Raw genomic sequence first — 26,938 nt, forward strand, 5'->3', positions numbered from 1 at the left:
CAAAAAGAGGAGGGGCACAACATTTTTCATAACTTGTTTGTGCCTTGAGCGAAGCGAAAGGAATGGTAAAAACTATGGAAATATCAGATTTGATTAAATCAGCCAGAATTGAAAAGGGCTTAACCCAACAACAACTGGCTGATGTTGTCTTTGTTACGCGACAGACAATTTCGAAATGGGAATTGGGAAAAAGTGTTCCTGACCAAGCCTCTCTTATATTGCTATACCAGTATTTGGACATCAAGGATAATGAGAAAAAACAGTTATCAAAGCTTATTTTTAATAAGCAAAATATTATATTAATTTTGATTGCAATCTTATTTTCTCCTATGGTTATTGGAGTACGTTTTATCTGTTGTAAAATTGATAAGATTGAAAATCGAAAAATTAAAGCGGTAATCAAGGTTATTGGCTTTGTTGTATTCTCATCGTATCTAGTATCTTTAAAAGAAAATGTGGCGTATTTGTTAATTGGTATATTTTCTCTGGTGTATTTGTTATATCAATTCTATTTGAGTGGATTGGAAACTAAATGATTTGTGTCAGCAAGTTTAAGGCAAGCGATAATTCATGAAATTCAAGTTTACAGAACTGAATTAAAAGAGCTCGAAGGAGCTCTTTTTCCTTTTTTATAATAGTATCATTATGGTATAATAGAGACATTAAAATCGGAAGTTGTCAAACTAAAATGTAAATGGAGGTAATTTATGTTTAAAGAAAAAATTATTATAGAGATGAAAGAAGTATTCAAAGAAATTCCTTTTGGCATAGAGCATACTCTCAAAGTTTTGAAAAATGCAGAAGATATAATGAAAGGAGAAAATATCGGAGAGGAAGAAAAAGAATTCATCAGTATTATTGCTATACTACATGATATTGGTGCGGTTGAAGCACAAAAAAAATACGGTTCTATTGATGGTGTCTATCAAGAAAAGGAAGGACCAGAAGTAGCGAAAGAAATATTAAAAAAGGTAGGCTATAACAAAAATATTGATAGAATATGCTTTATAATAGGCAACCATCATACTCCATCTAAAATTGATGGACTTGATTTTCAAATACAATGGGAAGCTGATTTGCTTGAAAATTTAACGGTTATGGATAAAGAAAAAGAACAGGAAAAGATAAAAAAGTGTATAGATGAAAACTTTAAAACAAACACAGGAAAAAGGATAGCTTATAATCGCTTTATTTTAGATTAGTAGTAGATTATTACAGTTATGTATTTTATATCGCAAAGAAAAAATAGTAGTTAAGTTTAACCCTAGATAATAAGCAGCAAAGGAGTGCGATAAGATGATATCTAATAATACCTCCATGCCTACAACGGATGATGAGTTGCAAAAGAATACGGTTGGTTGTTAAGGATTCTGCTGATGAGTCATCCTACGTTCCAGTGTTGGAAGCGGCCGGATATGTGCTACAGATTCGAGAACCTGACTGGTTTGAGTATCGTTTGTTTAAAGGACCGGATACCGATATTAATCTGCATGTGTTCAGTTTGGGCACATCAGAGATTGATAGAATGTTACGCTTCCGTGATCGGTTGCGGACTAATGATACTGATCGGGACAAATATGCACAAGTCAAACGAAGCTTGGCAAAGAATAAATGGAGGCATGTCCAGCACTATGCGAATGCTAAAACATCAATAGTACAGGAAATCATGAAAAGAGCGAATAGTAATAATGCTTAAGGAGAGTGTCATGTTTTCTTGGTTTGTTATAGGAGGTTATATCAATGAAAAATACAGTAGATAATTTGTCGAAAAGTAAAGTTATTTTAATGTGCGGCCCTGCGGGAGCAGGTAAATCAACACTAGCAAAAAAATTTGAAAGTACCGGGATGACAATACTATCTTATGATGAAGAATCATTCAAACGAGGTTTTAATGAACATCCTTTACCTCAGGAGGTTTTAGAAGATATTAAAACCTATCTTGATGAAAAACTAATTTCACTTATCATGCAAAACATTGATATTGTTCTCGATTATTCATTTTGGTCTAGAGAAATGAGAAATGAATATATTTCATTATTAAAGAAATACGACATAGAACCTAAAATCTATTATATAAAGACACCTAAGGAAGTGTGTATGGAACGTATTCGAAAAAGAAACGGAAATCATCAAAATGATATCATATTGACGGAGCAAACAGCTTCCACTTATTATGATCATTTTCAACCCCCAACTGATGAAGAAGGTGAAGTTATAGTAGTCGAGGGATATTAATATTGTGGTTTTAAGCATGGAAATTGTACTAGATGATATGCTATCTTTTCGATAGGCGATGAAGTATAATGAAGATGACAACAAAATTGGAATTCATCAGAAAAATGAGGAATAGTTGAAATGGAGGCGCTATAATAACATGAAGATTGAAGGGAACCAGAAAGAACTGGATGCAATGGTAGAATTTCATAAGGGAAACCGTGTCGAGGGGCTGAGACTGCAAGAAGAATTTGCAGCGGAATTTCGTAAGGAGTATAAAGACAAAGATCACTGTCCTTGCCTGAAAGCCTGTCGTTATCACGGAAACTGTAAGGAATGTGTAGCAATCCACAGAGCGCATCAGGAACATGTTCCTAATTGTATGCGACCATTGATTAATAAAAAATTGAAATTGATGTCAGAATTAACAGAGCATACCTTGGCAAATGAAATAGAAGCTCCACATGGGATTTTAAGAAAATAGGCAAGTCAAATTCCGGTTTGGAGAATTGAGAAAATCAGAGTTTGTGATGGTAGATAATATGGAATGGTTTAATGTTTTTGGGCTGATTTTTATTGCAGTCATTATGATACCCAATGTTGTATTTGCGATTAAGTGTAAAGATGGATTTGATAATAAGTGGAACAATAAATATGTTGAGGTCACAGAACAAGTAGGGAGATTGGGTTGTTTCGGATTCATGATAATCAATATTCCGGGAACTTGGTTCGGGTGGTGGTCTGACGAAGCATTTGCACTATATCTGATTGTAGATACCATATTGGTAATGCTTTATTGTGCTATTTGGATTATATGTTTTAAGAAAAACAGCGTTTTCAGAGCATTAGCACTTTCTATTATTCCTTCAATGTTGTTCTTATTTAGTGGGATTATGAGTAGGTCAGTGTTATTGATTATTGCATCAGTATTATTTGCACCAAGTCATATTGTGATTTCATATAAAAATGTAAAATGATATTTACAACTTCCAGTTTGGAGAATTGAGAAAATCGGGATTTAAGGAGCATATATGAAGAAACAACAACTTTCAGCGGAACAAAAAAGATTAGAAACAGATCTTTGGATTATAGCTTTGGTAACATTGGGAGTTTTCCTATTTTACGCTGCAACAGGTAAACAACTAATGAGTTTTGTTGCGAACAGCAATATTTCAGTTATTCCAAGATTATTACTTAATGCAGGAGTACAATTTGGCGTAGCTGGATTGGGAATTACAATCGTTTGCATTTTGCGAAAAGAAAGTTTCACGCATTTGGGATTGATACGAAAAAATATTTTCAAAGCAATCATCGGGACGATTATATGCTTTGTCCCGTCCATCTGTTATATTTTTTTATCAGGTCAATTCAATGGCTACCAACCTTTCAGTATTTTAATCACAGATGATGTAATTGCAAGTGGTATTCCATTTTCAATATTAGGAATGGCTCTTATCGTTCTTGTGTGGGGCTTTTTTGAAGGATTTAATTATGTTGTTATTTGTGACAAAATCAATAGAAGATACCCTACTACAAACGAATGGTTAGATTATGGAGCTATTACTTGTGCAATCGTGTGTATACTTTTCCACCCATTTAGCACTTCTTTTTGGGGGATTGTAGAAATAATTACCACAGTTATTGCAATTTACGGAATGTTAATGGTAAAGAAGAAAACTGGCAACGCATGGGGGTGCGTATTTGCCTTTTGTTTTATTTGGAATGCCATATAAATTCCAGTTTGTATATTTCATCAAACGGTACATATTAAAATTAACACAAAAGGAGATGTTAGAATGAAAGCTCATGAATATTGGTCTGTCGGAGCATTGATAACGATGCTAGGAACTTTTTATAGCGGATATAAAGGTTCAAAATCAAGCCATAAATATTTTGCGGCAAGTTCTTTGCTTTGTATGATTATGGCTATTTATACAGGTCATAAGATGATATCTAAAAACAAGAAAACAAAGAAAGAACCAATATCATTAGGAAATGAAGAATAATACAACCAACTTTGTGCCCACTGGGCACGAAGTTGGCACAGTCACTACGGTGTCAGGAGAAAGCCTGACATCTTTTTTTATGTCTTTTTACACCTCAAAAAAATAATTTATAAAAATTTCTAAAATCATGTCCGATTTTGTCGCTCCCAATACAGAGTATATGGAAGGCAAATTGAAAATCCTCTGATTTCCAAAAATCACAAACGTAAAAGAGGTTCAGACAGTTCTTCCGATTGCACCTTGACAATTGAAGGAGCTGATACATCTTGAGGAACATGCTTACCGGAGATAATCCGGCTCGTGCAGGCGAAGACTCCTATGGGAAGAGCGAAGCAATAATGATACCACCGAAAGGTATAGGACCTCTGCTGAAACAGAGACTGTGGCTGTATTTTTGCAGTCGGGTTATCTGGAATGATAACGATCAGATGTATATGTACAGACAAAGCCCAAATGCGAATACTTAGATTTTCTTATTTATATTACAGGAGAAATCCTGTAGCAAGTGGGGAATGGTTCGACTCCATTCCTCATTTTTTCGTGCAGAAAATGCACAGATTATTATCCTGTTTGAAATACCAGGGAAGGGTGTTGCAGGAAGAAAGGGAGGACAAAAAGAATGAATACGATTGTTTTAATGGGTAGACTTGCCAGAGATCCAGAAACTAAGCTGGCATCTACGCAAAAGGGACAAACCAAAGCATCTAGGTTTCCACTGGTAGTAAAAAGAAATCGCACAAGCAAAGCATTTGTAGTGATGATCACAGCTTATGGAAATAATGCAGAATTTGTGGAGAAATATCTTGAAAAAGGAATTAAGATTGCTCTTTCCGGAGAGTTAGTAATCTCTCAGATCAAAGATGAACAGACTGGAACTGCATCCTATTATACCGAAGTCATTATGGATGATGTGGAATTTGCAGAAGCCAAAACAAAAAAAGAAGAATCTGATGGATTTCAACCAGCAGAGAAGAGAAAAATTCCATTTGATATACCAGAAGAACTTGAACAAGAAATGCCATTTCGATAGGAGGACAAAATTTATGAGAAAATACTTTTTAGAATTATTTGCAATAGGATTGGTTGATTCAGAAGGAAGAATCAATACAGAACATATGACAAGCGATGCACTTATGACTGCCATGAAAACAATGGAAGAGCTGACGCAAATGAAAATGGACCGTCTAGTTTTGGAAACAACAATGGAGATGATCTTATGTATGTTTGAGTCATGTGACACAGAAGAATTTACAGAAATATTTGGTAAGTTGCTTGGTGGAAAACAGACTTCTAAAGTGACAGCTCATTTGGAAGCACTGGAGGAATTACTGACAGAAGAGGAATATAGTAGTTTCCTTGCAGAATATCTCGGTTATTTAACCGTGAATGTAGCAGAGTTTATTAGGAGCACAATCATTGAAAATGGTTTGATGTTACTTGCCGGTACAGGAGGAGAAGAGGATGGAGAAGACGGATTATAAAATCACAGAGTTTCACAATTCGGAGTTTGGTTCCATCCGTATGATCGAAGATGGAGGCAGACTTTTGTTTTCTGGAATTGATGTAGCATTTGCTTTGGGATATGCAAAACCAAGAAATGCGATAAATGTTCATTGCAAGGGGGCCCTGAAACGGGGCGTCCTTACATCAGGTGGGGTACAGCCAATGATTTTTATTCCAGAGGGAGATGTATATCGGCTGATTACAAAAAGTCGTTTAAAGTCAGCACAGAATTTTGAGAAGTGGGTATTTGATGAGGTACTTCCGGCTATTAGGAAAACAGGCGGATATTTAGAGACCGATCTTTTAGACAGGGTAAAAGATAACCCGGAACTTCTTTTGGAATTTGCCGAGAGACTTCTGGCAGAAAATAATCGAAATCGAGAATTACAAAATCGTGTAAAGGATATGCAGCCAAAAGCAGATTATTATGATTATTTCATGATTACAGGAGAATGCACCAATATTCGAACGACGGCAAAAGAGATTGAATTTCCAGAAAGAAAATTTGTGAAACTTCTTTTAAATAGAGGATTTCTATATAGAAGTCCATCCGGCACGTTGCTTCCATATGCGGTGGAGAAGAACAATGATCTGTTTATTGTAAAAGACTATTTTAACAATGGACATCTTGGTTCACAGACATTGGTTACACCAAAAGGAAAAGAATTTTTTAAAGCGTTGTGTGCGGAGGAAGAGTAAAGAATGAAGGAGGTGGTTGCCATGATTACAGATCTGGACAGCAGTTAAATCGCTGAAAGGAGGGAAAATCATGCAGGAAGAGGTAACTCAGAAAACGGTCACGTTCTGCATTCGGACTACCAAAGTAACAGCAGATCTATTGAAAAAGGTTCTTGCTGCTTATCTGCGTCATCAGAAGCAGAAATCGGTAGAGAAGAAAGCGAAGAAGAATCAGCCGAAACAGGGAAAGGTCACGGTAAAAGAGCTGGCAAAACAGAATGCCGGGATGGTCAATATCGAGATCACAAATAAGAATATCAAGTCCTTTGAACGTTATGCCAGAAAATACGGGATCAATTATGCTTTGAAAAAAGATAAGAGTAAAGATCCACCGATGTATCTGGTGTTTTTTAAAGGACGTGATCAGGATGCCCTCAATGCTGCTTTCCGTGAGTTTTCCCAGAAACAGATTCAAAAAGCGAATAAGCCTTCTATTCACAAGCGTCTTGCAACTTACAGAGCAATGATGCCAAAGAAATCGAAGGACAAAGTAAAGAACCGGCATCAGGAGCAGAGTCGATGAAAAAGAAAAGCGGCAAAACTCTGATGCAGAAGTGGAAGAATAAAATCGGGGGTAAGCTGTCCGCCCTGGATAAAAAGAAACTGGTTCTTACAAATATTCCTTATGCTCTGGCTGCTTTTTATGCAGACCGGGCATTTTTTCTTTACCGGAACAGTCCGGGAGAAGATATGGGGAACAAACTATTATATGCAATGGAACACGCAGACCGGATTTTTGCTGGTTTTGTGTTAAGCAATAACTGGAAAGATCTGCTAGCAGGTATTGTTGTTGCGGTCGTTCTGAAAGTGTTGGTCTGGCAGAAACAGGCAGACGCAAAGAAATTACGGAAAGGCATCGAGTATGGTTCAGCCAGATGGGGAACCGCAGAGGATATCAAGCCTTATATGTCGGAAGATCCCTGGATGAATATTCCATTAACAGCAACAGAAGCATTGACCATGGAGAGCAGACCTAAACAGCCAAAGTATGCAAGAAATAAAAATATAGTGGTCATTGGCGGCAGTGGTTCCGGAAAAACTCGATTTTTCGTTAAGCCGTCAGTCATGCAGATGAACTGTTCCATGGTCATTACAGATCCGAAGGGTTTAATATATAAAGTACAGAGAAACAAACGTTGCTTCATAAACAGAAGTTGCGAAGAAACGCTTATTTGTCTGTATTTGCAGACATTTCGCAGGAAGGAGGTGGAAAGCGTGGCACAGCGGAATAACAAGCTGACAGCTCTCTATGAGAGATTATCAAAGGACGATGAACTGCAAGGGGAATCAAACAGTATCACGAACCAGAAGAATTATCTGGAAGAATATGCACAGGCTAAGGGATTGACGAATATCCGGCACTATACAGATGATGGCTTCAGCGGAGTTACCTTTAACCGTCCGGGCTTTCAGAAAATGATTGCTGATGTGGAAGCAGGACTGATTGATACCATTTGTGTAAAGGATATGAGCCGACTGGGAAGAAATTATCTGAAAGTTGGGTATTACACAGAAATATTGTTCCCAGAGAAAAATGTCCGATTCATTGCAATCAATAACAGCATTGACAGTGCAACACCAACAGATAATGATTTTACACCATTTCTGAATATCATGAATGAATGGTATGCAAAGGACACAAGCAAGAAAATCAAAGCTATTTTTCAATCCAGAATGAAATCCGGCAAGAGATGTAGTGGTGCAATTCCTTATGGTTATAAGCATGATCCAGAAGATAAAAACCATTTGCTGGTCGATGAAGAAGCAGCGAAAGTTGTAAGAAAAATATATCAGCTTGCAATCGAAGGAAATGGTCCGGCACAGATAGCAGATATTCTCACAAAGGAGCATACCTTAATACCCTCTGCATATCTGGAACGACATGGGGAAGGAGAAGTGAGCAGGAATCACAGTTACCATGATCCTTATATCTGGAATGCTACTGCAGTCAGTGGGATTCTTGATAAAAGGGAATATATGGGACATACGATTCTTGGAAAAACAATCTGTGATAACTTCAAAACAAAGAAACGAAGAAAAGCCAGACCAGAGGAATTGATTATCTTTGAAAATACACATGAAGCGATCATTGATGAAGATACTTGGAATCAGGCACAGAAGTTCAGAAAAAGAGTGACGAAGCGTGTGGCAAATGGCACGTACAAACACAGATTATCAGGGCTTGTCTATTGTGCAGATTGTGGCAGCAGAATGAGTTACAGAAGCCCCGAAGCACAAAAGAGAAAAGATGGGAAACGCTATGATTCAGACAGTAGTTTTTCATGCTCAGCATATGGAAACAAATATAAAGAGTGTACATTTCATTTTATAACGTCATCGGCACTGGATCAGCTTGTTGATGATTCTATCCGCAGAGTTGCCAGATTTGTTCTGACGAATCAAAAAGAATTTCTGGAACAGGTGGGTCAGTTGAAAGAAACTTACAGTGAAAAGTTCATGCAAGAATCACAAAAAGAGGTCAAGTCAGCTAAGAACAGGATTCAGGAGTTAGATACTTTGATAAAGAACCTGTATGAAGGAAATGTACTGGGGAAAATCCCGGACAGGCATTTTAACCGCATGATGAAAGAATATGACGATGAACAGCAGGAGCTGGAAGCAAAGGTGGCAGAACTGGAACAGGAACTCGGTCAGAATGAAAATTCGGAAAATGGCGGAGATCGGTTTGTCCGACTTGTAAAAAAATATCAGGACTTTGAAGAAATTACCCCAAGAATGTTAAATGAGTTTATAGATAAAATTATGGTTCATGAAGCGGTAGGAAAAGGTCTTGATCGTACACAGCGGATAGACATTTATTTCAATTTCATCGGACAGTTTGCAGTTCCTTTTTCGGAAGAAGAACTGGAGGCGGAAAGAAAAGCCCGGCAGGAAGAAGAACAGCGTAAAGCAGAAGCCAAAAGAGAAAGGCAGAGGATAGCAGCTAGAAAGTGTTCCCAGAAGCGTAAAGAAGAACGTGCCAGAATCAAAGCAGCTGCGGAAGCTGGCGATGAAGAGGCAATCAGGCAGTATGAAGCAATTCTGGATAAAGAGAGGGCAAGACGGGAAAGAGACCGGGCAAGCCGAAAACGGAGTTATCAGAAACAGCAGAAAAAAGCAAAAGAGATTGAAAAGGCTGCACAGGCTGATAATCCGGAAGCTATGAAGGAGTATGAAAAGATTCTGGAAAACAGAAAGAAAGCTACTGCCAGCACACAGAAATGGAGAAACAAGCAAAAAAAGAAGGCTCTGGAGCCTACCTACCAAATAGAACCAGAGCCAACTGAACTTGAACCGGAGCAGGAATTACCTGTCACCGCTTCGGCTTGATCGTACCACAAGGACAGGAAGAAAACAAGCAGAGAGGTTATTGAATATGAAAAAATTAGCACCATTGATTCATGATACTGAGAATGGACTGGATTATATCCTTGTTGGAGAGATTTATTTACCGCTGATTGCAGTGCTGGAAGAGACACGTGATATTGGATTTTATGGAAGTCTCCGCAGGAACTATCTGAGAGATTATAAGAGCGGACTGTATTCGTACTTGTCACTCAGCGGAAAACTCTGGACGCATCTTGCAGATGTAAATGAACAGTGCATACAGCGTAGAGATTTATTTATGGAGCAAATAATGAAGCAGGAAGACATTACTGAAGAATTGAAAGCCAGAAATCAAATGGAATGGGTTCGCCGGACAAATAATGTAAGAAGCCGGGTTGATGAAATGATACTGACCGAAATGGTGTACGTGTAGGAGGGCCTTATGAGATATAGAATCGAATACGCAGATGGAAGATGTTGTAACTTCGCAAACAGCAGAAAAGACCTGTTGGACTGGCTGAAACTGCTGAAAGATGAAAAAATCGTAGATATCCGTAAAGTATATAAAAATGGTGTTACGGATTCTGTTCTGGATAATTACCGTAGATATATAAAACAATGAAAGGGGGCGGGCAGTCATGGTAGTTGTAAGAATTATTATAAGAATTTTGTTATTGCCGGTGCGTATGTGCCTGACAATCATACAGCTGGTGGTTATGTTCTTCACATGGCTGTCTGCAACTGTATTTCATATCTTGTCTGGAATTATCTGCATCACAGCTATATTGGGGTATGGATTCGGACAGGAAACAGGCACAGAGGCAATTAGAATGCTTGCGATAGGCTTTATATTGTATGTTCTGCCTATTCTCGCTGGCTGGTCTGTAGTGTGGCTGGAAGCAATCAAAATTCGATTGATGGGAGATTAAAAGATGGAATTAACAGAAAAAATGGAAAAGTTCATGAGCGACCTGATTGGGAAAAGAATGGAAGAAGTTTATCAGGAAAAAGATGGAGAGCAGTATGATCCGTTCAATGAAGAATTGGAAGTGAAAGTGCAAAAGGTGATTCGAAAGCTGCCAAAAGAACAGGGGAAAATCATTTTTGACTATATGACGGAAACTTCAAATAATAACAGTGATTTGAATGAGTTTTACTATCGTATGGGATTAAGAGACGGGTTAAAACTGAAGGAAGTTATTCAGGTTATGCTGGACGCATTAACAGAGTAGGTTGTGTGAAAGGAATGGTATTAACAAATGAAAATGACGAAAGAGATCGAAGAATTTATTAACTTGACCATAACAGAACATATGGGAAAAGCATATGCGGATTGGAAACTGAGTCAGCCTTCGATGACAGAGCCAGATGAGGTTGAAGAAGCGTACAAAAAAGTGATTGCTACACTTTCACCGAAGCAGGAAGAAGTCATTACAAAATATTGTGACCAGATATTTAACAGCGGAGCAGAGACAGAAGAATTTTTCTATCGGCTAGGCTTGAAAGATGGAATGAAAATGAAAAAAATAATAAAAGGCATTATGAGAAAATTATCGAGATGATACTGTTACAAATTGAAATATATCATAAAGATATGTTATAATGCTATGCGACCGCACGATCGATTATGGATGTAGCGGCATATAAATTAAACAAAGGAGAGTTTGAAGCGTGAGAGAATTTACGGCAATTAGCTTATTTGCAGGAGCCGGCGGACTGGATATGGGATTTGAAAGAGCTGGTTTCAAAACAATTTGGGCTAATGATTTTAATGCAGATGCCTGTAAAACTCATGAGAACTGGAGTACTGCAAAAGTAGTATGTGGAGATGTTGCAAAGGTTGATGCAACAGATATTCCAGATGCGGATATTATGCTGGGCGGATTTCCGTGTCAGGGCTTTTCTCTGAGTGGGCCACGAAAAATTGATGATTCAAGAAACGTACTTTATAAACATTATGTAAGAATTGTCAAGGAAAAAAAACCGTTAATGTTTGTTGGAGAAAATGTTAAAGGACTTTTGACAATGGGTGGTGGAACTATCATAGAAGCGATAGTAGAAGATTTTTCACAATGTGGATATAATGTCTTTTATAAATTACTCAATGCAAAGGATTATGCGGTTCCAGAAGACAGGGAGCGAGTGATTATTGTAGGATTTAGGAAAGATTTAAATATAACTGAATTTGAATTTCCTGTTCCGCGAAACTATCGTGTAACAATGAGAGAAGCATTAAAAAATATTCCAGAGCCAGAACCAGATGAAGTATGTAATGCACCTTATAGCAGTCGTTATATGAGTAGAAATCGAAAAAGAGGCTGGGACGATGTATCCTATACGATTCCTGCTATGGCTAAACAAGTTACATTATGGCCAGGTTCCCCAGATATGGTAAAACTAGATAAGGATTTGTGGAAATTTGGAGATAATGGTGTGACAAGGAGATTTAGTTGGAGGGAAGCAGCGGCTATACAAACATTCCCACCAGATCTGGAATTTTATGGAGATTTGACCTCAAAATATAAGCAAATAGGAAATGCTGTTCCGGTAAAATTAGCCGAAACAGTTGCTACACATCTCTATGGAGTACTGTCAAACAGACTTCGTGATGGCAAAAAGCGGAAAACAAACTGAAACAGGAAAAGCTTTTGAATATGCATGTGCTTATGTTCTTTATAAGCAATATAGCAAAATTACAAATGTTGTATTGCTAGATAGTCCACAGATGAGTACTGCACGAAACGCTTTTAATAATCTCACAATGGAGGAGCAGCGTGACTATATATTAGGAGCAGAGGCTGCGGTTAGAATTGTCGATAGGTTAGAGCCTAAGTTATCGAATCAAAAAAATGATATGCTAATTGGCTTGCAAACAGATTCAGCTGGAATTACAGGTGATGTACGAGATGTATTGTGTATGAGAGGCAGTGACTGGGAAATAGGATTGTCATGTAAACATAATCATCAGGCAGTCAAACATAGTCGTTTATCAGATACTATAGATTTTGGAAAAGAGTGGTTTGGAATACCTTGTTCAACAGAGTATTTTGAAGCGATTAGAAACGTGTTTTTACCATTAAGAAAGATAAGGGACGAAAGCAAAGCAAATGGCGAGCCAGCCAAATGGGATATTATTCCAGATAAAGAGATGGACTGCTATGTACCTGTTTTGGAAGCATTCATGAATGAATTAAAACGTTTAGATTCTGAGTATCCACATGAGATACCAGGACGATTGATTAAATATCTGATTGGTGTTAATGACTTTTACAAGGTTATTATGAATGATCAAAGAAGATTTACAATGATAGAATCTGTAAATATCAATGGAACATTAAATCAAAAGGATGGGAAAAAGAAAGCTCTTATAGATGTACCATTGATGAAGTTACCAAGTAGATTTTATGAAATAGGGTTTAAAGAAGGATCAAGAAATACAATTGTTGTTGTATGTGATCAAGGTTGGAATGTATCGATGCGAATTCATAATGCAAGTTCTAAAATTGAACCTTCATTGAAATTTGATGTGCAATTGATGGCAATGCCGTCCTCAATATTAACACAAATTGAGCCATGGGATTCTACAACATTGGAATATCATAAGGTTATCTCAGCTGACAAAGTAGCTGAAGATATTCCACCATATGGAAACAAATAAAAGATGTAAGGACATTAACTTAGATAAGTTGGTGTCCTTTTAAAGTGAAAAATATTGCAATAATGTGACAAACGGGAGACGAAGAGCGTACAAGAGAGAAACACAGAAAATAAATGGGATTGAACAAAACAAATGAATATGGTATAATCAACAGGAAAACAGAAAGGAGGCGAGCAGAGTGATTGATTTATCAAATTTTAAGACGTTTGACTTTAGTGAAGGTGTACCATATATCTCAATTACAAGCAATGGAATTACATTTAATAAATCTGTAATTATGAAGATGAAGTATCCAACATATGTAAAACTTCTGATTAACGAATCTGACAAACAGATTGCTGTTCAGGCATGTGATGAACATGATGATAAATCAGTGCAGTTTTATAAGGAAAAATCGAATGGTGTTTTGTCAGTTCGATGGAATGCAAAAGATTTGATTAACACGATTGCTAGAATATGCGATTGGGATTTGAGTCAATTGTCGTATCGAGTAAATGGCGTATTAGTTCCTGAAATGAATTTAATGCTATTTGATTTGAATGAAGCAGTCACTATGGTATAAGGCTTGCAACTTTTCTGATTCCAAAAAAAGAGTTCATTTGAGATTAGGCCCTCAAACGAACTCCAGCGGAAATAGCAGAGACAAAGATCATCTACTAAAACCATATCTTTCAAATGTATTTTAGTATTTGTTTCTGCCGATTTCCATACTTTCTCGGATTCGTCTGAGAAAAATCTTTTGGAAAGGAGGCAGATTGCATGGAAAAATGTGACCAGACTGAAATGGTTTTTACTGCATACATTACCCTTAAAAATGGAAATCGCTTGTATGCTAAACAGATTGGAAAAAAAGCATTTTGCTTTCCACGTAAAGAAACCAAGGAAAAGACGAGTAAATAATTTATAAGTAACAAGATGTCGGAGAATGTTTGATGGTCACATTCTCTCTGAAAGAAAGAGAGAAAAATATGAATAAAAAATCAAGTGGACAAAAATTATCAACACAAGCTTCAAAAATTATGAGATCAAATAACAGTTCTCAAATTCAGAAGTCATTAGCTGCAAGCGTATTATCACAAAGAAATACAGGAAAAATTACTGGTAAGGCTATGGAGACAAAAGCATCTATGGTAATGAATAGTAATAAGTATTCTGGAACAACAAAGAGTTTAGCTGCCAGTGTTCTTTCTCAATCAGATAAAAACAGATAATAAATAATGATTAACCCAAAGGGCATTAACCGTAAAAAAGTTAGTGCCTTTTGTTTTGCTCATTATAAAAAAGGACTGTATGAGCCAGTCAGAAAAATTGAATAGTGACCGATCAGGTCAAAAGGATTGAGCCGATGTATTTGGACTTTTGCAAAAGTTGAAACTACGTCGGCTTTTTTATTTTCACAAAATCCGGTGCAGAGGATTTTTGAAAAACAGACGGGACGGAGTTCATGCCGAAGGGATAGCGGCAGGAGTTCCGTTTTGTCTGCCGGGAGTACAGAAGGCTGGAAGTTCTTTGTGCCTGGATTGCAAAGGGTGGCAGCACCTTGCTGGGGTTAAGGGGCGAAGCCCTTAGCAGGTTAAGGGCGGCAGCCATTGCCCAGTTAAGAGGCGTTTCGCCACTTAGTACTGGGTACTGTCTGTAACGGAGACAGAGACTTTTAGCAGCTTCGCTGCAATTCCCTTCGGGGAAAAACTTGAAAGAAAGGGGAAATGTGAATTGAAAGGCACAAGGCATAATGGACGATCTGGAAAAGATGGCGTTTATAATCCTCTCCACAATGATCGAAGATTTGACCCGGAACACAGTGAGCATATCGACAATGAAAGAGTCCGCCAAAATATTTACTGGGACTGCTATCAAGGATATACCACAATGGAAGACCGGGGAGAAGAGAATAATTTTTCTTTTAGCCAGATTGAATTGGCTTATTATTCGGAGCATTACAGCGACTATGTGATTAACCAGAATAAGCGACATGAGAAAGCCCGACACCCAGACAGATGCAAGGGTGTGGAAGATATTTTGAAAAATAAAAAGACCTGTCCGGAAGAAAGTATCTATCAGCTGGGGACGATAGATGAACATGCTTCTGTAGAAACACTGGTCAAGGTTTTCGATGAATTTAAAAAAGAATTTGATGAGAGGTTTGGTTCTAATGTGCATATCATTGACTGGTCACTGCATATGGACGAAGCAACTCCTCATATCCATGAGCGTCATGTGTTTGATGCTACAAACCGATATGGAGAGATTGAGCCAAAGCAGGAAGCTGCACTGGAAGAACTTGGCTTTGAACTTCCAAATCCAGAAAAGAAGAGGTCAAAGACAAATAACCGTAAGGTCGTTTTTGATTCTGCCTGCCGGGCGCTGTTTCTGGATATCTGTAAACGGCATGGATTGGAACTTGATGAAGAACCGGCTTATGGCGGACGACAGTATCTGGAGAAACAGGATTATATCCGCATGAAGCAGAAAAAAGAGATTGCCGACCGACAGGAAACAATCTTAATGCAGATAGATAAGGTAAATGAAAATCGTCTGGAACTTGCAAAACAATCAAGTCGTGTGAATGCAAACGAAGAAATTATCCAGTCACAGGAAGAAAAGATAAAACAGCAGATTAAAGAATTTGCGAATAATTCTGATCGGATATTTAAACAAGGTGATCTGATCGAAGAACAGAAACAGGAATTGCAACAGCTTACAGTCCGTATTGAAGATGTAGAAACCTTGCTTGATGAAGTATCCAGTGAAGCATATGACAAGGCAGTAGAGAAAGTTGCAGAGGAAGCTGTGCTGGCTACCAGAAAAGATGATATTTATCTGGCTGAAGATTCTAAAAGATGGATACAGAGTCCGGAACGTAAAGCATCACGAAAAGAAAAAGAATATGCGATAAAAAGGTTAGATGGACTGATACGGAAAATTGAAAATGCAATGGAAAAAGCGGTTGTAAAAATCGTCCGCCAGTTGAAACAGCCAGAAAAGAAAAAAGCCGTTGTGGAAGAAATCAAAAAAGAAGTTAAGCCGTCTATCAGAGAAAAACTTGCATTAAATGTAGCAAAGATTCAAAAGGAAGAGGCAGAGAGAAAACAACTGAATAAAGGGAAAACGCATTCCAGTGATCTGGAGATATAGGGCATTTTGTTGATTCCGTAAGGACAGGACAAAGTGCCTTTTTTGTTTTTAGTGAAAACTTGCTTCCCAGATTTGGGAAGCAGATTTAAGAAAGTGAGGAAATGAATTGGGATTATTTGATGAAGTAAAACAGAACGTAACCGTTCGGCAGGCTGCTGAGCGGTATGGATTGAAGCTCAACAGGAGCGGACTGATCCGTTGTATTTTTCATAATGACAAATCACCCAGTATGAAAGTAGACCGGAGATATTATTGCTTTGGCTGTGGCTGTACAGGAGATGCGATTGATTTTACAGCACAGTTGTTTGGACTGGGATTAAGAGATGCGGCAATGAAACTGGCAGATGATTTTGGAATTAAATACTCTGCCAGAGGAAGGGATTCCCCGGCAAGAAGAAATGTTTTGATAAGGAAGCCGGAACCGACACCAGAAGAACAATGGGAAAAAGAATATATGAGATGCCTGAAAGCTTATCTGGATTATCGGATTCTGTTGCAGGACTGGAAAGAACAGTACAGACCCAGAACAAGAACAGAAGAATGGGACGAAAGATTTATAACTGCCCTGAGAGAACTTGTGATTGTTAATTATTATCTGGATACGTTGCTGTTTGGAGAGCATGCGGACAAAGAGGCAATCGTGAGAGAAAAAAGAGAGGAGATAGAGAATATTGAGCGAAAATGCAAAAGATATTTCAACGAAAGAGGAAAAAGATTTGATAAAGAAAATGATTCATATGGTGAACCCGGGGGACTGTCGGGAAATCAGAGAAACCCTGAATATGACAGAAAAAGGGACAGTCAAAAATTCAATGGAGAATTATGTGACCGTATTAAGAAAAGATCCACTGTTAGCAGGTAGTCTTCGATATAACCGACTGACAGAGAAAATTGACGTGACAAAAATTCTCTGGTGGAATAAAGAACCATGTGTACTGACAAACAAAGGGAGAAAAGCACTTCGGTATTTCTTTGAAAAATATTATGGTCTATTTAATGAAGGAGTTATGGACGATGCACTGGATCTGGAAGCATACAGTAAAGAATACCACCCGATTTGTGAGTATTTAGAGACCCTCGAATGGGACGGGAAAGAAAGAATCCGTAATGTATTGAAAGTGTATATGGGTGCGGAAGATTCAGATTTGGTTTATGAAATGCTGAAACATTTTATGATGGGAGCCTTAAACCGTATCTACTGTCCGGGGTGTAAATTTGATGAAATGTTATGTCTGGTAGGACAGCAGGGGGCAGGAAAATCCACCTTTTTCCGTTTCCTGGCACTGGACGATCAATGGTTTTCAGATAGCTTGAAAAATCTGAATATGGAAAAACCTTATGAACTGCTTCGGGGACACTGGATTTTGGAGATGTCAGAGATGACAGCTGCAATCAGTGCGAAGAGTATCGAAGAAACAAAATCTTTCTTATCAAGAATGAAGGAAACCCACCGCAATCCTTATGAAAAATATGAGGAAGACAGACCAAGGCAGTGTGTGTTTGCCGGCTCATCAAATAATCGGCAGTTCATTCCGTTTGATCGTACTGGGGCAAGAAGATTTCTACCGATTGAAATTGATAGCAGCAAAGCAGAGAAGCACATTCTTGATGATGAGCCAGAAGCCAGAGAGTGTTTTGACCAGCTGTGGGCAGAAGCAATGGTATTGTTTAATGCAACTGGAAATAAATCGGAATTACTGCGGTTTGATAGTGAGATGGAATTTAATATCAATGAATATCGGAAACAGTTCATGCAGGAAGATACAATGGCAGGAATGATTCAAGGGTGGCTTGACAGCTATGCCGGAAATTATGTCTGCTCTATTCAGCTTTGGAAAAATGCCTTTAACCATTATGACGGAGAGCCGAAGAAATTTGAGACAAATGAAATCTGTCAGATCATGGATACTCAGATTATTGGGTGGAAGAGAGGCGGATATCATCGCTTTACAAAGGAAGGCTATGGGAAGCAGAGATGCTGGATTCGGGGAGATGCAAATGGTGGCAACAACGAAGGTGGAGAGGGATTTATTGACCTTTCCGAAGCCGAACAGATGGCACTTCCTTTTAACTAGCCCGACAGAGAAAGAGGATAGTTTTTGAAGCCGGAAGGCTGATTTTTACCCGGTTGTTTATCGGTTGTTGCCATTGTTGTATCCAACGAAAGCCATTGATTTTAAAGGCTTTACAGCTATTTTTACTAGGTGGCAACAAGATATTTCAAAAAAGAAAATAGTAGTGTTATAAATTGGAAAAAAGAGGGGTGAAAAACACTTGAAAGAAAGTTTCAACCATGTTGTTGCCAGTTGCAAATTACAGCTTTAAATGAATACGTCCGGCAGAGACAAAACAATCCTTCTCTCTGTCGGGCAATTTAGCGAAAGGAGAAAAATTTTATGGAAGACAGAAATATAGTTCAGACTACAGAAGAAAAAAATCCAGACTATGAAAAGAAAATCGGGAACACCTGTTATCAGGTTAATTACTATTTTAATCAAAACTCTAGCATGACCATGCAGGAAAAAGTAATGAAAATTATGAAGGCAGAGTTAGATATGGAAGTCCGTAACCCAGCGTAAATACTGGGTTTGCTGGCATTTTGAAAAAAATAAGCATTTATTCAAATTCCTACTTGACGAAATGGTGCCCAAAGGCACTCTGATCGAGGAGTGCGGGAAGATGTTAGCAAAGGGACCACCTAAGAAAGATAAGAATGGAAATATTATGAAAGATAAATCAGGAAAAGTGGTACACGAACCATATGTGATTAAGGTTCTGAATACTATCAACTTTTCCAAATCGCTTCATTACAATCCATTTGCTTATATACGGTCTGAAAAAGATATCCTGAAGCTGGTTACAACAATCATTGTTAATACCAAAGGCGAAGGGGAAAAAGCTTCCGAAGATTTTTGGGTGAAAGCAGAGAAGCTGTTGTACACGGCATTGATTGCTTTTATCTGGTATGAAGGAGATGAAGAGGAAAAGAATCTGAATACCCTTCTGGATCTTTTGAATGAAAGCGAAACCCGTGAAGAGGATGAAACTTACCAGAATCCAGTGGATATGATGTTCCAGGAACTGGAAGAAAGAGATCCGCAGCACTTTGCAGTCAGACAGTATAAAAAATACAAAATGGCGGCTGGCAAAACTGCCAAAAGTATTCTTATTTCCTGTGGTGCGAGGCTGGCACCATTTGATATAGCAGAACTTCGTGAGATCATGTCTTATGATGAAATGGAACTGGATAAGATCGGGGACAGGAAGACAGCCTTGTTTTTGATTATGTCCGATACAGATACAACCTTTAATTTTGTGATTGCCATGTTACAGTCACAGCTTTTCAATCTGCTTTGCGACAAGGCAGACGATGAGTATGGTGGAAGACTGCCAGTTCATGTGCGTATCATTGCTGATGAGTTTGCCAACATCGGGCAGATTCCACAGTTTGACAAGCTAATCGCAACCATCCGAAGCAGGGAAATCTCTGCTTCTATTATTTTGCAGTCACAGAGTCAGCTAAAGGCAATGTATAAGGATAGTGCAGATACTATTCTGGGTAACTGTGATACCACACTATTTCTTGGAGGAAAAGAGAAAACTACCTTAAAGGAAATGAGCGAGCTTCTGGGTAAGGAAACCATTGTGCGCCCGTTAGGGTGTATGCCATAAACCGCCTTTAGCAAGCGGTAGACAAAGATATCAAAGAAAGGAAGGTGAAAATTTACTGTCTATCATTCCACGACTTATCCGTGAGGGGAAACCCTCTGGGGAGTGTAGCATGTCGTTGTTGTAGCAACCACTGCTATAACTGGTATAAAATGGCGCAATCTTCTAACCGTCATTTTATGTGGGGATGAAAATCCGTGTATGAGGATGAAAGCTAAACTGCTTGATTGGTAGCCGGAGCCTGGGAGTATCTGGCCTACGTGCGAAAGAAGATGGAACGCATGGTGCTTTGGCGGCTGTCGCTCAATTGTCGGCAGGCGCGTGATATCCGAAGCAAGGCAAGCCTTAGATTAGGTTGAACGGCGAACGCCACATATCTACAAAGATTACCGACAACACGGAACGCTATGTATGGCATACGCTACCGGGGATGACCTAAACCCACTCATTTGTGGGCATGGTTACACAGCTCCCATAGTAGCCCGTGGACTCTGGATTTACAGGGATAGCCGTAAAAACGGAAGCGGGAGAGCCGCCCACATGACGAAGGGGAGCAGTATGTCTTTAATACAAACAAGAAAGGAAGGTGCGTGAGGCATCATGAGAAATCCAACTGATGTATTAAATAGCCTGAACAAACAGTCTAAAGATTTATCGTACAAGTTCCAAAGGCTTTACCGGAACTTGTACAACCCGGAGTTCTACCTGTTGGCATATAGGAATATCTACGCCAATGAGGGGAGCATGACGCCGGGTGTGGATGGTGAAACGCTGGACGGGATAGGCAGTCCGAGAATAGAGCGCATCATCAGCGCATTGAAAGACCGCTCCTACCGCCCGAGACCTGCACGGCGTACATATATTGCGAAGAAAAACAGCAGTAAAAAGCGTCCGCTTGGGATTCCTTCCGGGGATGACAAGCTGGTGCAGGAAGTAGTCCGAATGATATTGGAAAGCATTTATGAACCCACTTTCTCCGACTATTCCCACGGGTTCCGTCCAAAGAGGAGCTGCCATACAGCCCTCGAACAGATACAGCGGACATTCGCCGGGGCAAACTGGTTTGTGGAGGGGGATATTCAGGCATGTTTTGACAGCTTTGACCACCATGTGCTGATTGATATCCTGCGCAGACGCATTGATGACGAAGCATTTATCACATTGATGTGGAAGTTTTTAAAAGCCGGATATATGGAACAATGGCAGTACAACAGGACATACTGCGGCACTCCGCAGGGTTCTGGCATCAGTCCTGTCCTGGCAAATATTTATCTGCATGAATTGGATATGTACGTGGAGGAATACAAGGCAGGCTTTATAAAAGGAAACAGGATAAACCGCAAAGTGAATCCGGAATACGCCAGACGGAACCGTGAGGTGCAGAGGTTTATGCGCCAGAACAGGGAAGTATGGGACAGCCTTAGTGAAGCCGAAAAGAAAGAACGTGCCGGGGAATTACGCAGACTGCGGGAGAAACAGAGGGAAATCCCGTCTAAGCAGTTTCGGGATGAAACTTACAAAAACCTGCAATACGTCCGTTATGCGGATGATTTTATCATAAGCATTATCGGGAGCAAAAAGGATGCAGAAGCCTTAAAAGCAGATTTAGCCGTGTTCCTCAAAGAAAAACTGAACCTTACACTGTCAGTGGAGAAAACCAAAATCACTCACGCAACTGACCGGGCGAGGTTTCTTGGCTACGATATTTCAATTTCAAAAAGCCGGGAAGTCACAAAACGTCAGGGAAGGAAAGTGAAGGGATACAGCGGCGCAGTGAAACTATATATGCCGCATGAGAAATGGGAATCGAAACTATTGGAGTATGGTGCAATCCGTATCAAAAAAGACAAAGTTACACACAAAGAGCACTGGAAAGCCATTCACAGACCACAGCTCATTAACCGCAAAGACATTGAAATTCTGTCAAAGTACAACTCTGAAATCAGAGGTCTGTACAACTACTACTCACTGGCATGTAATATATGCGCAATGAGCAAGTTTGCGGGTCTGATGCATTACAGTATGCTGAAAACATTCGCAAATAAATACCGCACAAAGACCAGAAAGATTAAGAAGAAATATTTTAGAGATGGACGGTTTACAGTCATTTACAAGACAAAAAGCGGTATGAAAGAGAGTGTATTTTACAGGGGGCCTTTTATCCGCAAGGATAAGCCCAATGTGCCGCAGGCAGATATTCTGCCGGCTTACAAGCGGTATGACAGACCAAACCGCATAGCGGCAAAACTGCGCTCGAAAACTTGTGAACTCTGCGGACAGTACACAAATGACGTGGAGATTCATCAGGTAAAACGGCTGAAAAGCCTTAGCGGTGAATATGAGTGGGAAAAAGTTATGCTAAAGAACCGCAGGAAAACGCTGGCAGTATGCCCGGCGTGCCACCGTGAGATACACGGAAAAGACTGACTTTGTTAGTTGACGGCATATGGAGAGCCGTGTGCATCGAGAGGTGCCCGCACGGTTCGGGAGGGAGCGTCCACGAGGCGCTTACCTCATGACCTGTATAACACTTCGGAGACGAGGAGTAATCAGAAGTCTTTTGGATTGAATTACCAGAAAACTGGCAAACAGCTGATGACGGAAGATGAGATTGCGGTCATGGATGGAGGAAAATGTATCCTGCAGATCCGTGGTGCCAGACCATTCTTTTCGGACAAATATGATATCACGAAACACAAAAATTATCGGTATCTTGCAGATGAAAACGAGAAAAACCGATACAAAGTAGAGAAAGAGTTAAATCCGCAGTACACACCGAAACCCGAAGAAGAGGTGGAAGTGATTCACGTAGAACTGTCGGAGTAACCTTGGGAATGAACGAAAAATAATGAGGAAAGGAATAACTGACATTGGGTGCGCCGGGCTTTTTAGTCGGTGTTTTTTCATTCCCGTAAACACCTGAAAAAAGTCAGTTTTGGTGAATGTATATGGCATTTTTTAGTAGTGCAATTACAACTTTAAAAACTCTTGTAGTCGCAATCGGCGCAGGTCTTGGCGTGTGGGGTGTCGTAAACCTTCTGGAAGGATATGGAAATGACAATCCCGGCGCTAAGAGCCAGGGCATCAAACAGCTGATGGCTGGTGCCGGAATCATGCTGCTGGGAACTACCCTGATTCCACAGCTGGCAACATTGTTCTCTTAAGAGGAGTGGTAGATGAACACCATCATTGAGAGAATTACGGAAGCGATAAAGGATATCCTGATCGGGCTTATTAAGTCAAGTTTGGATAACATGTTCACGTCTGTCAATGAGCAGGTGGGAACCATAGCCGGGCAAGTGGGACAGACACCGCAGGGATGGAATGCAGGGATTTTTAATCTGATTCAGAATATATCCCAAACGGTGATTGTCCCCATTGCGGGACTGATCATCACCTTTGTCCTGTGCTATGAATTGATCACGATGGTAACACAGAAAAACAATTTCCATGAATTTGAGACTTATAACATTTTCCTCTGGATCTTCAAAGCGTATGTAGCCATTTATCTGGTGACAAATACGTTCAATATCACGATGGCGGTCTTTGATGTTGGCCAGCATGTGGTCAACAATGCAGCCGGGGTGATATCAGGAAACACTGCGGTGGATGCAACAGAAGCAATTACATGGATTGTGGATGCCCTGGAGGATATGGAGTTAGGGGATTTGTTCCTGCTATCCATGGAAACGATGTTGATCAGTGTTACCATGCACATTCTGTCAATTATCATTACGGTAATCTTGTACGGAAGAATGATAGAAATTTACCTTTATACTTCCATAGCACCAATTCCGTTTGCCACCATGACCAATAAGGAATGGGGCAATATCGGAAACAACTATTTAAAAGGCTTGTTCGCACTGGCATTTCAGGGATTCTTCATGATGGTCTGTGTGGGAATTTATGCAGTTTTAGTAAATGCAATGACCATATCCAGTGACCTTCATGCAGCAATGTTTTCAGTAGCGGCTTATACCGTGATTCTTGCATTTTCATTATTCAAGACCGGAAGCCTTAGCAAATCAATATTCAATGCCCATTAGCGGGCAGGAAAGGAGCGCATACCATGGCGTATGTACCAGTACCAAAAGACCTTACCAAGGTCAAAACAAAAGTAGCGTTAAATCTGACAAAGCGGCAGCTGATTTTCTTTTCACTTGCCGCAGTTGTGGGAATTCCGTTTTATCTGGTCATGAGAAAACCAATCGGTTCCAGTATCGCAGCCATCCTGATGGTAACGATCATGCTTCCGTTTTTCTTCATGGCAATGTATGAAAAAGATGGTCTTCCCTTTGAAAAAGTGGTGGCAAATATCATTCGACAGAAGTTTATCTGTCCGGCGGTAAGACCATATAAGACAGAGAATTTTTATCAGGAGATTTCCACACTTGTAAAAAAGGAGGGTGTGCCGGATGGCAAAAAAGACAAAGCAGGAGGCTCAGCAGGAGCGTCTGTCCCTGGCGGAAAAAAGAAACCGTCAGGAAAGAAGAAACAAAAAAAGCAGAAAAGAAAGAGAACAGGAAAAGCGTAGGAAGAAGCAGGAACGGGACCGCAGGAAACAGAAAAACATTCCTACAACAGCACAGCAGAGTATTCCGTATATTCGGATGCTGCAGGATGGTATCTGCCAGGTGACAAAGACCTTTTTTTCCAAGACGATTCAGTTTTATGACATCAACTATCAGCTTGCTTTAAATGAGGATAAGACCACGATATTTGAGAATTATTGTGATTTCTTAAATTACTTTGATTCTTCCATCAGTGTGCAGCTGTCTTTTATCAATCAGCAGGTGGATGTGGCAGAATTTGAGAAAAGCATTGACATTCCTGATCAGAACGATGACTTCAATGCCATTCGTGAAGAGTACCGTACTATGTTGAAAAATCAGCTTTCAAAAGGAAATAATGGTCTGGTGAAGACAAAGTATATCACTTTTGGAATCGAAGCAGAAAGCCTGAAGGTGGCAAGACCAAGGCTTGAAAGAATCGAAACAGATATCTTAAACAACTTTAAGGTTCTGGGGGCACAGGCACATTCACTAAATGGTCTGGAAAGGCTGGAGATTCTATATCATGTGTTCAACCAGGATCGGATTGAACCATTTAAGTTCCAGTATAAGATGCTGCCGGAAACCGGATTAAAGACCAAAGATTTTATTGCACCGACTTCCTTTAACTTTTCCAAGAATCAGACATTTATGATGGGAAGAACGATGGGGAGTGTGAGTTACCTGCAGATTCTTGCACCGGAGCTGACAGACCGGATGCTTGCAGACTTCCTGGATGTGGATGACAGCATCAATGTCAACATTCATATCCAGTCCATTGATCAGAGTTCAGCAATCAAAATGATCAAGAGCAAGATTTCAGATCTGGATAAGATGAAGATTGAAGAGCAGAAACGGGCGGTACGTTCCGGTTATGATATGGACGTGCTTCCATCAGACCTTGTAACCTATGGAGAAGAGGCGAAGAATCTGCTGGAAGATCTGCAGTCCAGAAATGAGAGAATGTTCCTTGTGACAGTTCTGGTAATGAATACCGCAAAGAAGCGTCAGAAGCTGGATAATAATATTTTCCAGGTGCAGGGAATTGCACAGAAATATAACTGTTCTTTAAAACAACTGGATTATCAGCAGGAAGCAGCACTCATGTCCTGTATTCCACTGGGAGTCAATCGAATTGAAATTCAGAGAGGGCTTACCACATCTTCAACAGCGATCTTCGTGCCATTTACGACACAGGAACTGTTTCAGGAAGGGGAAGCTCTTTATTATGGACTGAATGCATTATCCAACAACATGATCATGGTTGATCGGAAACGTCTGAAGAACCCGAATGGACTGATTCTTGGTACACCTGGTTCTGGTAAGTCCTTCTCAGCAAAGAGGGAAATTACAAACTGCTTCCTGATTACGGAAGACGATATCATTGTCTGTGATCCAGAAGCCGAATATTCGGCACTTGTGCAGGCACTGCATGGGCAGGTAGTTCGGGTTTCGCCAGTATCTGACCAGTATATCAATCCAATGGATCTGAACCTGAACTATTCCGAGGAAGATAATCCACTGTCACTGAAAGCAGATTTTATTCTGTCTTTGTGTGAGCTGATTGTTGGAGGAAAGAATGGACTGGAGCCGGTAGAAAAGACCATCATTGACCGCTGTGTACGGTTAGTATATCAGGAATATCTTGCCGATCCAGTGCCGGAGAAGATGCCAATCCTGGAGGATTTATATAACCTTCTGAGAAAACAGGAAGAGCCGGAAGCACAGCGACTGGCCACTTCGTTGGAAATCTATGTTACAGGTTCTCTGAATGTATTTAATCATCAGACAAACGTGGATATCAATAACCGCATTGTCTGCTTTGACATCAAAGAACTGGGAAAACAGCTGAAAAAGATTGGGATGCTCGTAATCCAGGATCAGGTCTGGAACAGGGTGACGATGAACCGTTCTGCCCATAAATCCACCCGATATTATGTGGATGAGTTCCATCTTCTCTTAAAAGAGGAGCAGACAGCAGCATATAGTGTGGAGATCTGGAAGAGATTCCGTAAATGGGGTGGTATTCCAACTGGTGAACTAGTTTGTTACTTGTTAGTCGCTTAAAGTGCAAACTATCGCCGTTCTGACTGAAACCGGCAAGTAAGTCAGAATTATCAATGCGGAAAAAAACGGGA

General features: G+C 39.7%; 32 protein-coding genes and 3 pseudogenes. All 35 read left to right on the forward strand.

Annotated features, from left to right (window positions below):
- Positions 1–74 precede the first annotated feature (74 nt).
- Positions 75–536 (forward strand): helix-turn-helix transcriptional regulator, encoded by a 462-nt coding sequence (locus NFS18_RS08300; RefSeq protein ID WP_007887521.1) that lies wholly within the window; start codon positions 75–77, stop codon positions 534–536.
- A gap of 171 nt (positions 537–707) precedes the next feature.
- Positions 708–1,202, forward strand: a complete 495-nt coding sequence (locus NFS18_RS08305; RefSeq protein WP_008981870.1) for an HD domain-containing protein — start codon at positions 708–710, stop codon at positions 1,200–1,202.
- Between the two features lie 131 nt (positions 1,203–1,333).
- A complete protein-coding gene (locus NFS18_RS19930; RefSeq protein ID WP_251389661.1) occupies positions 1,334–1,696 on the forward strand; it encodes a GrpB family protein in 363 nt (120 codons plus the stop codon).
- A gap of 44 nt (positions 1,697–1,740) precedes the next feature.
- Positions 1,741–2,235, forward strand: coding sequence for an AAA family ATPase (locus tag NFS18_RS08315; RefSeq protein WP_172495185.1), 495 nt, complete (start codon positions 1,741–1,743; stop codon positions 2,233–2,235).
- A 139-nt stretch (positions 2,236–2,374) separates the two neighbouring features.
- Positions 2,375–2,698: an LPS biosynthesis protein gene (locus NFS18_RS08320; protein ID WP_251389625.1), complete on the forward strand. Its 324-nt coding sequence runs from the start codon at positions 2,375–2,377 to the stop codon at positions 2,696–2,698.
- 25 nt (positions 2,699–2,723) lie between these two features.
- Positions 2,724–3,191 carry a hypothetical protein gene (locus NFS18_RS08325; RefSeq protein WP_227402234.1) on the forward strand — a complete coding sequence of 156 codons (468 nt, stop codon included), beginning with the start codon at positions 2,724–2,726 and terminating at the stop codon, positions 3,189–3,191.
- A 54-nt stretch (positions 3,192–3,245) separates the two neighbouring features.
- Entirely contained in the window at positions 3,246–3,947 is a 702-nt protein-coding gene (locus NFS18_RS08330) for a hypothetical protein (protein ID WP_251389626.1), read from the forward strand.
- Between the two features lie 63 nt (positions 3,948–4,010).
- Positions 4,011–4,220, forward strand: a complete 210-nt coding sequence (locus NFS18_RS08335) for a DUF6219 family protein (RefSeq protein ID WP_009300563.1) — start codon at positions 4,011–4,013, stop codon at positions 4,218–4,220.
- Positions 4,221–4,486: 266 nt separating this feature from the next.
- The gene (locus NFS18_RS08340) at positions 4,487–4,687 is read left to right on the forward strand and encodes a hypothetical protein (protein WP_117768340.1); all 201 of its coding nucleotides are present in this window, start codon (positions 4,487–4,489) and stop codon (positions 4,685–4,687) included.
- Positions 4,688–4,839: 152 nt separating this feature from the next.
- Positions 4,840–5,250 carry a single-stranded DNA-binding protein gene (locus NFS18_RS08345; protein ID WP_251389627.1) on the forward strand — a complete coding sequence of 137 codons (411 nt, stop codon included), beginning with the start codon at positions 4,840–4,842 and terminating at the stop codon, positions 5,248–5,250.
- Between the two features lie 13 nt (positions 5,251–5,263).
- Positions 5,264–5,701 (forward strand): hypothetical protein, encoded by a 438-nt coding sequence (locus NFS18_RS08350; protein ID WP_251389628.1) that lies wholly within the window; start codon positions 5,264–5,266, stop codon positions 5,699–5,701.
- Complete coding sequence (locus tag NFS18_RS08355; protein ID WP_251389629.1) at positions 5,682–6,422, forward strand: phage antirepressor KilAC domain-containing protein; 741 nt, start codon at positions 5,682–5,684, stop codon at positions 6,420–6,422. Before NFS18_RS08350 ends, NFS18_RS08355 begins: the two co-directional genes overlap by 20 nt.
- 70 nt (positions 6,423–6,492) lie before the next feature.
- Entirely contained in the window at positions 6,493–6,984 is a 492-nt protein-coding gene (locus NFS18_RS08360) for a PcfB family protein (RefSeq protein ID WP_026650181.1), read from the forward strand.
- Entirely contained in the window at positions 6,981–9,791 is a 2,811-nt protein-coding gene (locus NFS18_RS08365) for a recombinase family protein (RefSeq protein WP_251389630.1), read from the forward strand. Before NFS18_RS08360 ends, NFS18_RS08365 begins: the two co-directional genes overlap by 4 nt.
- Positions 9,792–9,837: 46 nt before the next feature.
- The gene (locus NFS18_RS08370; protein ID WP_251389631.1) at positions 9,838–10,221 is read left to right on the forward strand and encodes a TnpV protein; all 384 of its coding nucleotides are present in this window, start codon (positions 9,838–9,840) and stop codon (positions 10,219–10,221) included.
- Between the two features lie 9 nt (positions 10,222–10,230).
- Positions 10,231–10,410 (forward strand): hypothetical protein, encoded by a 180-nt coding sequence (locus NFS18_RS08375; RefSeq protein ID WP_251389632.1) that lies wholly within the window; start codon positions 10,231–10,233, stop codon positions 10,408–10,410.
- Positions 10,411–10,426: 16 nt separating this feature from the next.
- Complete coding sequence (locus tag NFS18_RS08380) at positions 10,427–10,717, forward strand: hypothetical protein (protein ID WP_251389633.1); 291 nt, start codon at positions 10,427–10,429, stop codon at positions 10,715–10,717.
- A gap of 3 nt (positions 10,718–10,720) precedes the next feature.
- Positions 10,721–11,020 (forward strand): hypothetical protein, encoded by a 300-nt coding sequence (locus tag NFS18_RS08385; protein ID WP_251389634.1) that lies wholly within the window; start codon positions 10,721–10,723, stop codon positions 11,018–11,020.
- Positions 11,021–11,047: 27 nt separating this feature from the next.
- Positions 11,048–11,350: a hypothetical protein gene (locus tag NFS18_RS08390; protein ID WP_251389635.1), complete on the forward strand. Its 303-nt coding sequence runs from the start codon at positions 11,048–11,050 to the stop codon at positions 11,348–11,350.
- A 109-nt stretch (positions 11,351–11,459) separates the two neighbouring features.
- The gene (locus tag NFS18_RS08395) at positions 11,460–12,422 is read left to right on the forward strand and encodes a DNA cytosine methyltransferase (RefSeq protein ID WP_202031322.1); all 963 of its coding nucleotides are present in this window, start codon (positions 11,460–11,462) and stop codon (positions 12,420–12,422) included.
- Positions 12,397–13,446 (forward strand): HaeIII family restriction endonuclease, encoded by a 1,050-nt coding sequence (locus tag NFS18_RS08400; protein WP_251389636.1) that lies wholly within the window; start codon positions 12,397–12,399, stop codon positions 13,444–13,446. The genes NFS18_RS08395 and NFS18_RS08400 overlap by 26 nt, the downstream gene beginning before the upstream one ends.
- A 178-nt stretch (positions 13,447–13,624) precedes the next feature.
- Positions 13,625–14,008: a hypothetical protein gene (locus tag NFS18_RS08405; protein ID WP_180211098.1), complete on the forward strand. Its 384-nt coding sequence runs from the start codon at positions 13,625–13,627 to the stop codon at positions 14,006–14,008.
- Between the two features lie 197 nt (positions 14,009–14,205).
- On the forward strand, positions 14,206–14,346 hold the full coding sequence (locus NFS18_RS08410; protein WP_251389637.1) for a hypothetical protein: 141 nt from the start codon (positions 14,206–14,208) through the stop codon (positions 14,344–14,346).
- A 68-nt stretch (positions 14,347–14,414) separates the two neighbouring features.
- Positions 14,415–14,657, forward strand: coding sequence for a hypothetical protein (locus NFS18_RS08415; protein WP_044961316.1), 243 nt, complete (start codon positions 14,415–14,417; stop codon positions 14,655–14,657).
- 502 nt (positions 14,658–15,159) lie between these two features.
- Complete coding sequence (locus tag NFS18_RS08420) at positions 15,160–16,581, forward strand: serine/arginine repetitive matrix protein 2 (protein ID WP_251389638.1); 1,422 nt, start codon at positions 15,160–15,162, stop codon at positions 16,579–16,581.
- Between the two features lie 106 nt (positions 16,582–16,687).
- Entirely contained in the window at positions 16,688–17,443 is a 756-nt protein-coding gene (locus NFS18_RS08425) for a CHC2 zinc finger domain-containing protein (protein ID WP_251389639.1), read from the forward strand.
- Positions 17,406–18,656 carry a virulence-associated E family protein gene (locus NFS18_RS08430; protein ID WP_251389640.1) on the forward strand — a complete coding sequence of 417 codons (1,251 nt, stop codon included), beginning with the start codon at positions 17,406–17,408 and terminating at the stop codon, positions 18,654–18,656. Before NFS18_RS08425 ends, NFS18_RS08430 begins: the two co-directional genes overlap by 38 nt.
- 321 nt (positions 18,657–18,977) lie before the next feature.
- On the forward strand, positions 18,978–19,160 hold the full coding sequence (locus NFS18_RS08435; protein WP_029732075.1) for a transposon-encoded TnpW family protein: 183 nt from the start codon (positions 18,978–18,980) through the stop codon (positions 19,158–19,160).
- A gap of 67 nt (positions 19,161–19,227) precedes the next feature.
- A pseudogene (locus NFS18_RS08440) lies at positions 19,228–20,226 on the forward strand (VirD4-like conjugal transfer protein, CD1115 family); the annotation flags it as partial.
- A 624-nt stretch (positions 20,227–20,850) separates the two neighbouring features.
- On the forward strand, positions 20,851–22,677 hold the full coding sequence (locus NFS18_RS08445) for a reverse transcriptase domain-containing protein (protein ID WP_251389641.1): 1,827 nt from the start codon (positions 20,851–20,853) through the stop codon (positions 22,675–22,677).
- Positions 22,678–22,767: 90 nt separating this feature from the next.
- A pseudogene (locus NFS18_RS08450) lies at positions 22,768–23,076 on the forward strand (VirD4-like conjugal transfer protein, CD1115 family); the annotation flags it as partial.
- 122 nt (positions 23,077–23,198) lie between these two features.
- Entirely contained in the window at positions 23,199–23,414 is a 216-nt protein-coding gene (locus NFS18_RS08455) for a Maff2 family mobile element protein (RefSeq protein ID WP_017144663.1), read from the forward strand.
- 12 nt (positions 23,415–23,426) lie between these two features.
- On the forward strand, positions 23,427–24,296 hold the full coding sequence (locus NFS18_RS08460; RefSeq protein WP_251389643.1) for a VirB6/TrbL-like conjugal transfer protein, CD1112 family: 870 nt from the start codon (positions 23,427–23,429) through the stop codon (positions 24,294–24,296).
- Positions 24,297–24,319: 23 nt separating this feature from the next.
- A complete protein-coding gene (locus NFS18_RS08465) occupies positions 24,320–24,784 on the forward strand; it encodes a PrgI family protein (protein ID WP_005344185.1) in 465 nt (154 codons plus the stop codon).
- A pseudogene (locus NFS18_RS08470) lies at positions 24,666–26,837 on the forward strand (VirB4-like conjugal transfer ATPase, CD1110 family); the annotation flags it as partial. The gene NFS18_RS08465 and the pseudogene NFS18_RS08470, both read left to right, overlap by 119 nt.
- Positions 26,838–26,938: the final 101 nt, after the last annotated feature.

The organism is Mediterraneibacter agrestimuris (assembly GCF_943193195.1).
GTDB classification, from domain to species: Bacteria; Bacillota; Clostridia; order Lachnospirales; family Lachnospiraceae; genus Schaedlerella; species Schaedlerella agrestimuris.

Excerpts from the sequence above, each read along its gene's own strand:
- NFS18_RS08300 (WP_007887521.1), top strand. The coding sequence starts at position 75 with ATGGAAATATCAGATTTGATTAAATCAGCCAGAATTGAAAAGGGCTTA.
- NFS18_RS08305 (WP_008981870.1), top strand. The coding sequence starts at position 708 with ATGTTTAAAGAAAAAATTATTATAGAGATGAAAGAAGTATTCAAAGAA.
- NFS18_RS19930 (WP_251389661.1), top strand. The coding sequence starts at position 1,334 with ATGAGTTGCAAAAGAATACGGTTGGTTGTTAAGGATTCTGCTGATGAG.
- NFS18_RS08315 (WP_172495185.1), top strand. The coding sequence starts at position 1,741 with ATGAAAAATACAGTAGATAATTTGTCGAAAAGTAAAGTTATTTTAATG.
- NFS18_RS08320 (WP_251389625.1), top strand. The coding sequence starts at position 2,375 with ATGAAGATTGAAGGGAACCAGAAAGAACTGGATGCAATGGTAGAATTT.
- NFS18_RS08330 (WP_251389626.1), top strand. The coding sequence starts at position 3,246 with ATGAAGAAACAACAACTTTCAGCGGAACAAAAAAGATTAGAAACAGAT.
- NFS18_RS08335 (WP_009300563.1), top strand. The coding sequence starts at position 4,011 with ATGAAAGCTCATGAATATTGGTCTGTCGGAGCATTGATAACGATGCTA.
- NFS18_RS08345 (WP_251389627.1), top strand. The coding sequence starts at position 4,840 with ATGAATACGATTGTTTTAATGGGTAGACTTGCCAGAGATCCAGAAACT.
- NFS18_RS08350 (WP_251389628.1), top strand. The coding sequence starts at position 5,264 with ATGAGAAAATACTTTTTAGAATTATTTGCAATAGGATTGGTTGATTCA.
- NFS18_RS08355 (WP_251389629.1), top strand. The coding sequence starts at position 5,682 with ATGGAGAAGACGGATTATAAAATCACAGAGTTTCACAATTCGGAGTTT.
- NFS18_RS08360 (WP_026650181.1), top strand. The coding sequence starts at position 6,493 with ATGCAGGAAGAGGTAACTCAGAAAACGGTCACGTTCTGCATTCGGACT.
- NFS18_RS08365 (WP_251389630.1), top strand. The coding sequence starts at position 6,981 with ATGAAAAAGAAAAGCGGCAAAACTCTGATGCAGAAGTGGAAGAATAAA.
- NFS18_RS08370 (WP_251389631.1), top strand. The coding sequence starts at position 9,838 with ATGAAAAAATTAGCACCATTGATTCATGATACTGAGAATGGACTGGAT.
- NFS18_RS08375 (WP_251389632.1), top strand. The coding sequence starts at position 10,231 with ATGAGATATAGAATCGAATACGCAGATGGAAGATGTTGTAACTTCGCA.
- NFS18_RS08380 (WP_251389633.1), top strand. The coding sequence starts at position 10,427 with ATGGTAGTTGTAAGAATTATTATAAGAATTTTGTTATTGCCGGTGCGT.
- NFS18_RS08385 (WP_251389634.1), top strand. The coding sequence starts at position 10,721 with ATGGAATTAACAGAAAAAATGGAAAAGTTCATGAGCGACCTGATTGGG.
- NFS18_RS08390 (WP_251389635.1), top strand. The coding sequence starts at position 11,048 with ATGAAAATGACGAAAGAGATCGAAGAATTTATTAACTTGACCATAACA.
- NFS18_RS08400 (WP_251389636.1), top strand. The coding sequence starts at position 12,397 with ATGGCAAAAAGCGGAAAACAAACTGAAACAGGAAAAGCTTTTGAATAT.
- NFS18_RS08410 (WP_251389637.1), top strand. The coding sequence starts at position 14,206 with ATGGAAAAATGTGACCAGACTGAAATGGTTTTTACTGCATACATTACC.
- NFS18_RS08415 (WP_044961316.1), top strand. The coding sequence starts at position 14,415 with ATGAATAAAAAATCAAGTGGACAAAAATTATCAACACAAGCTTCAAAA.
- NFS18_RS08435 (WP_029732075.1), top strand. The coding sequence starts at position 18,978 with ATGGAAGACAGAAATATAGTTCAGACTACAGAAGAAAAAAATCCAGAC.
- NFS18_RS08445 (WP_251389641.1), top strand. The coding sequence starts at position 20,851 with ATGAGAAATCCAACTGATGTATTAAATAGCCTGAACAAACAGTCTAAA.
- NFS18_RS08455 (WP_017144663.1), top strand. The coding sequence starts at position 23,199 with ATGGCATTTTTTAGTAGTGCAATTACAACTTTAAAAACTCTTGTAGTC.
- NFS18_RS08460 (WP_251389643.1), top strand. The coding sequence starts at position 23,427 with ATGAACACCATCATTGAGAGAATTACGGAAGCGATAAAGGATATCCTG.
- NFS18_RS08465 (WP_005344185.1), top strand. The coding sequence starts at position 24,320 with ATGGCGTATGTACCAGTACCAAAAGACCTTACCAAGGTCAAAACAAAA.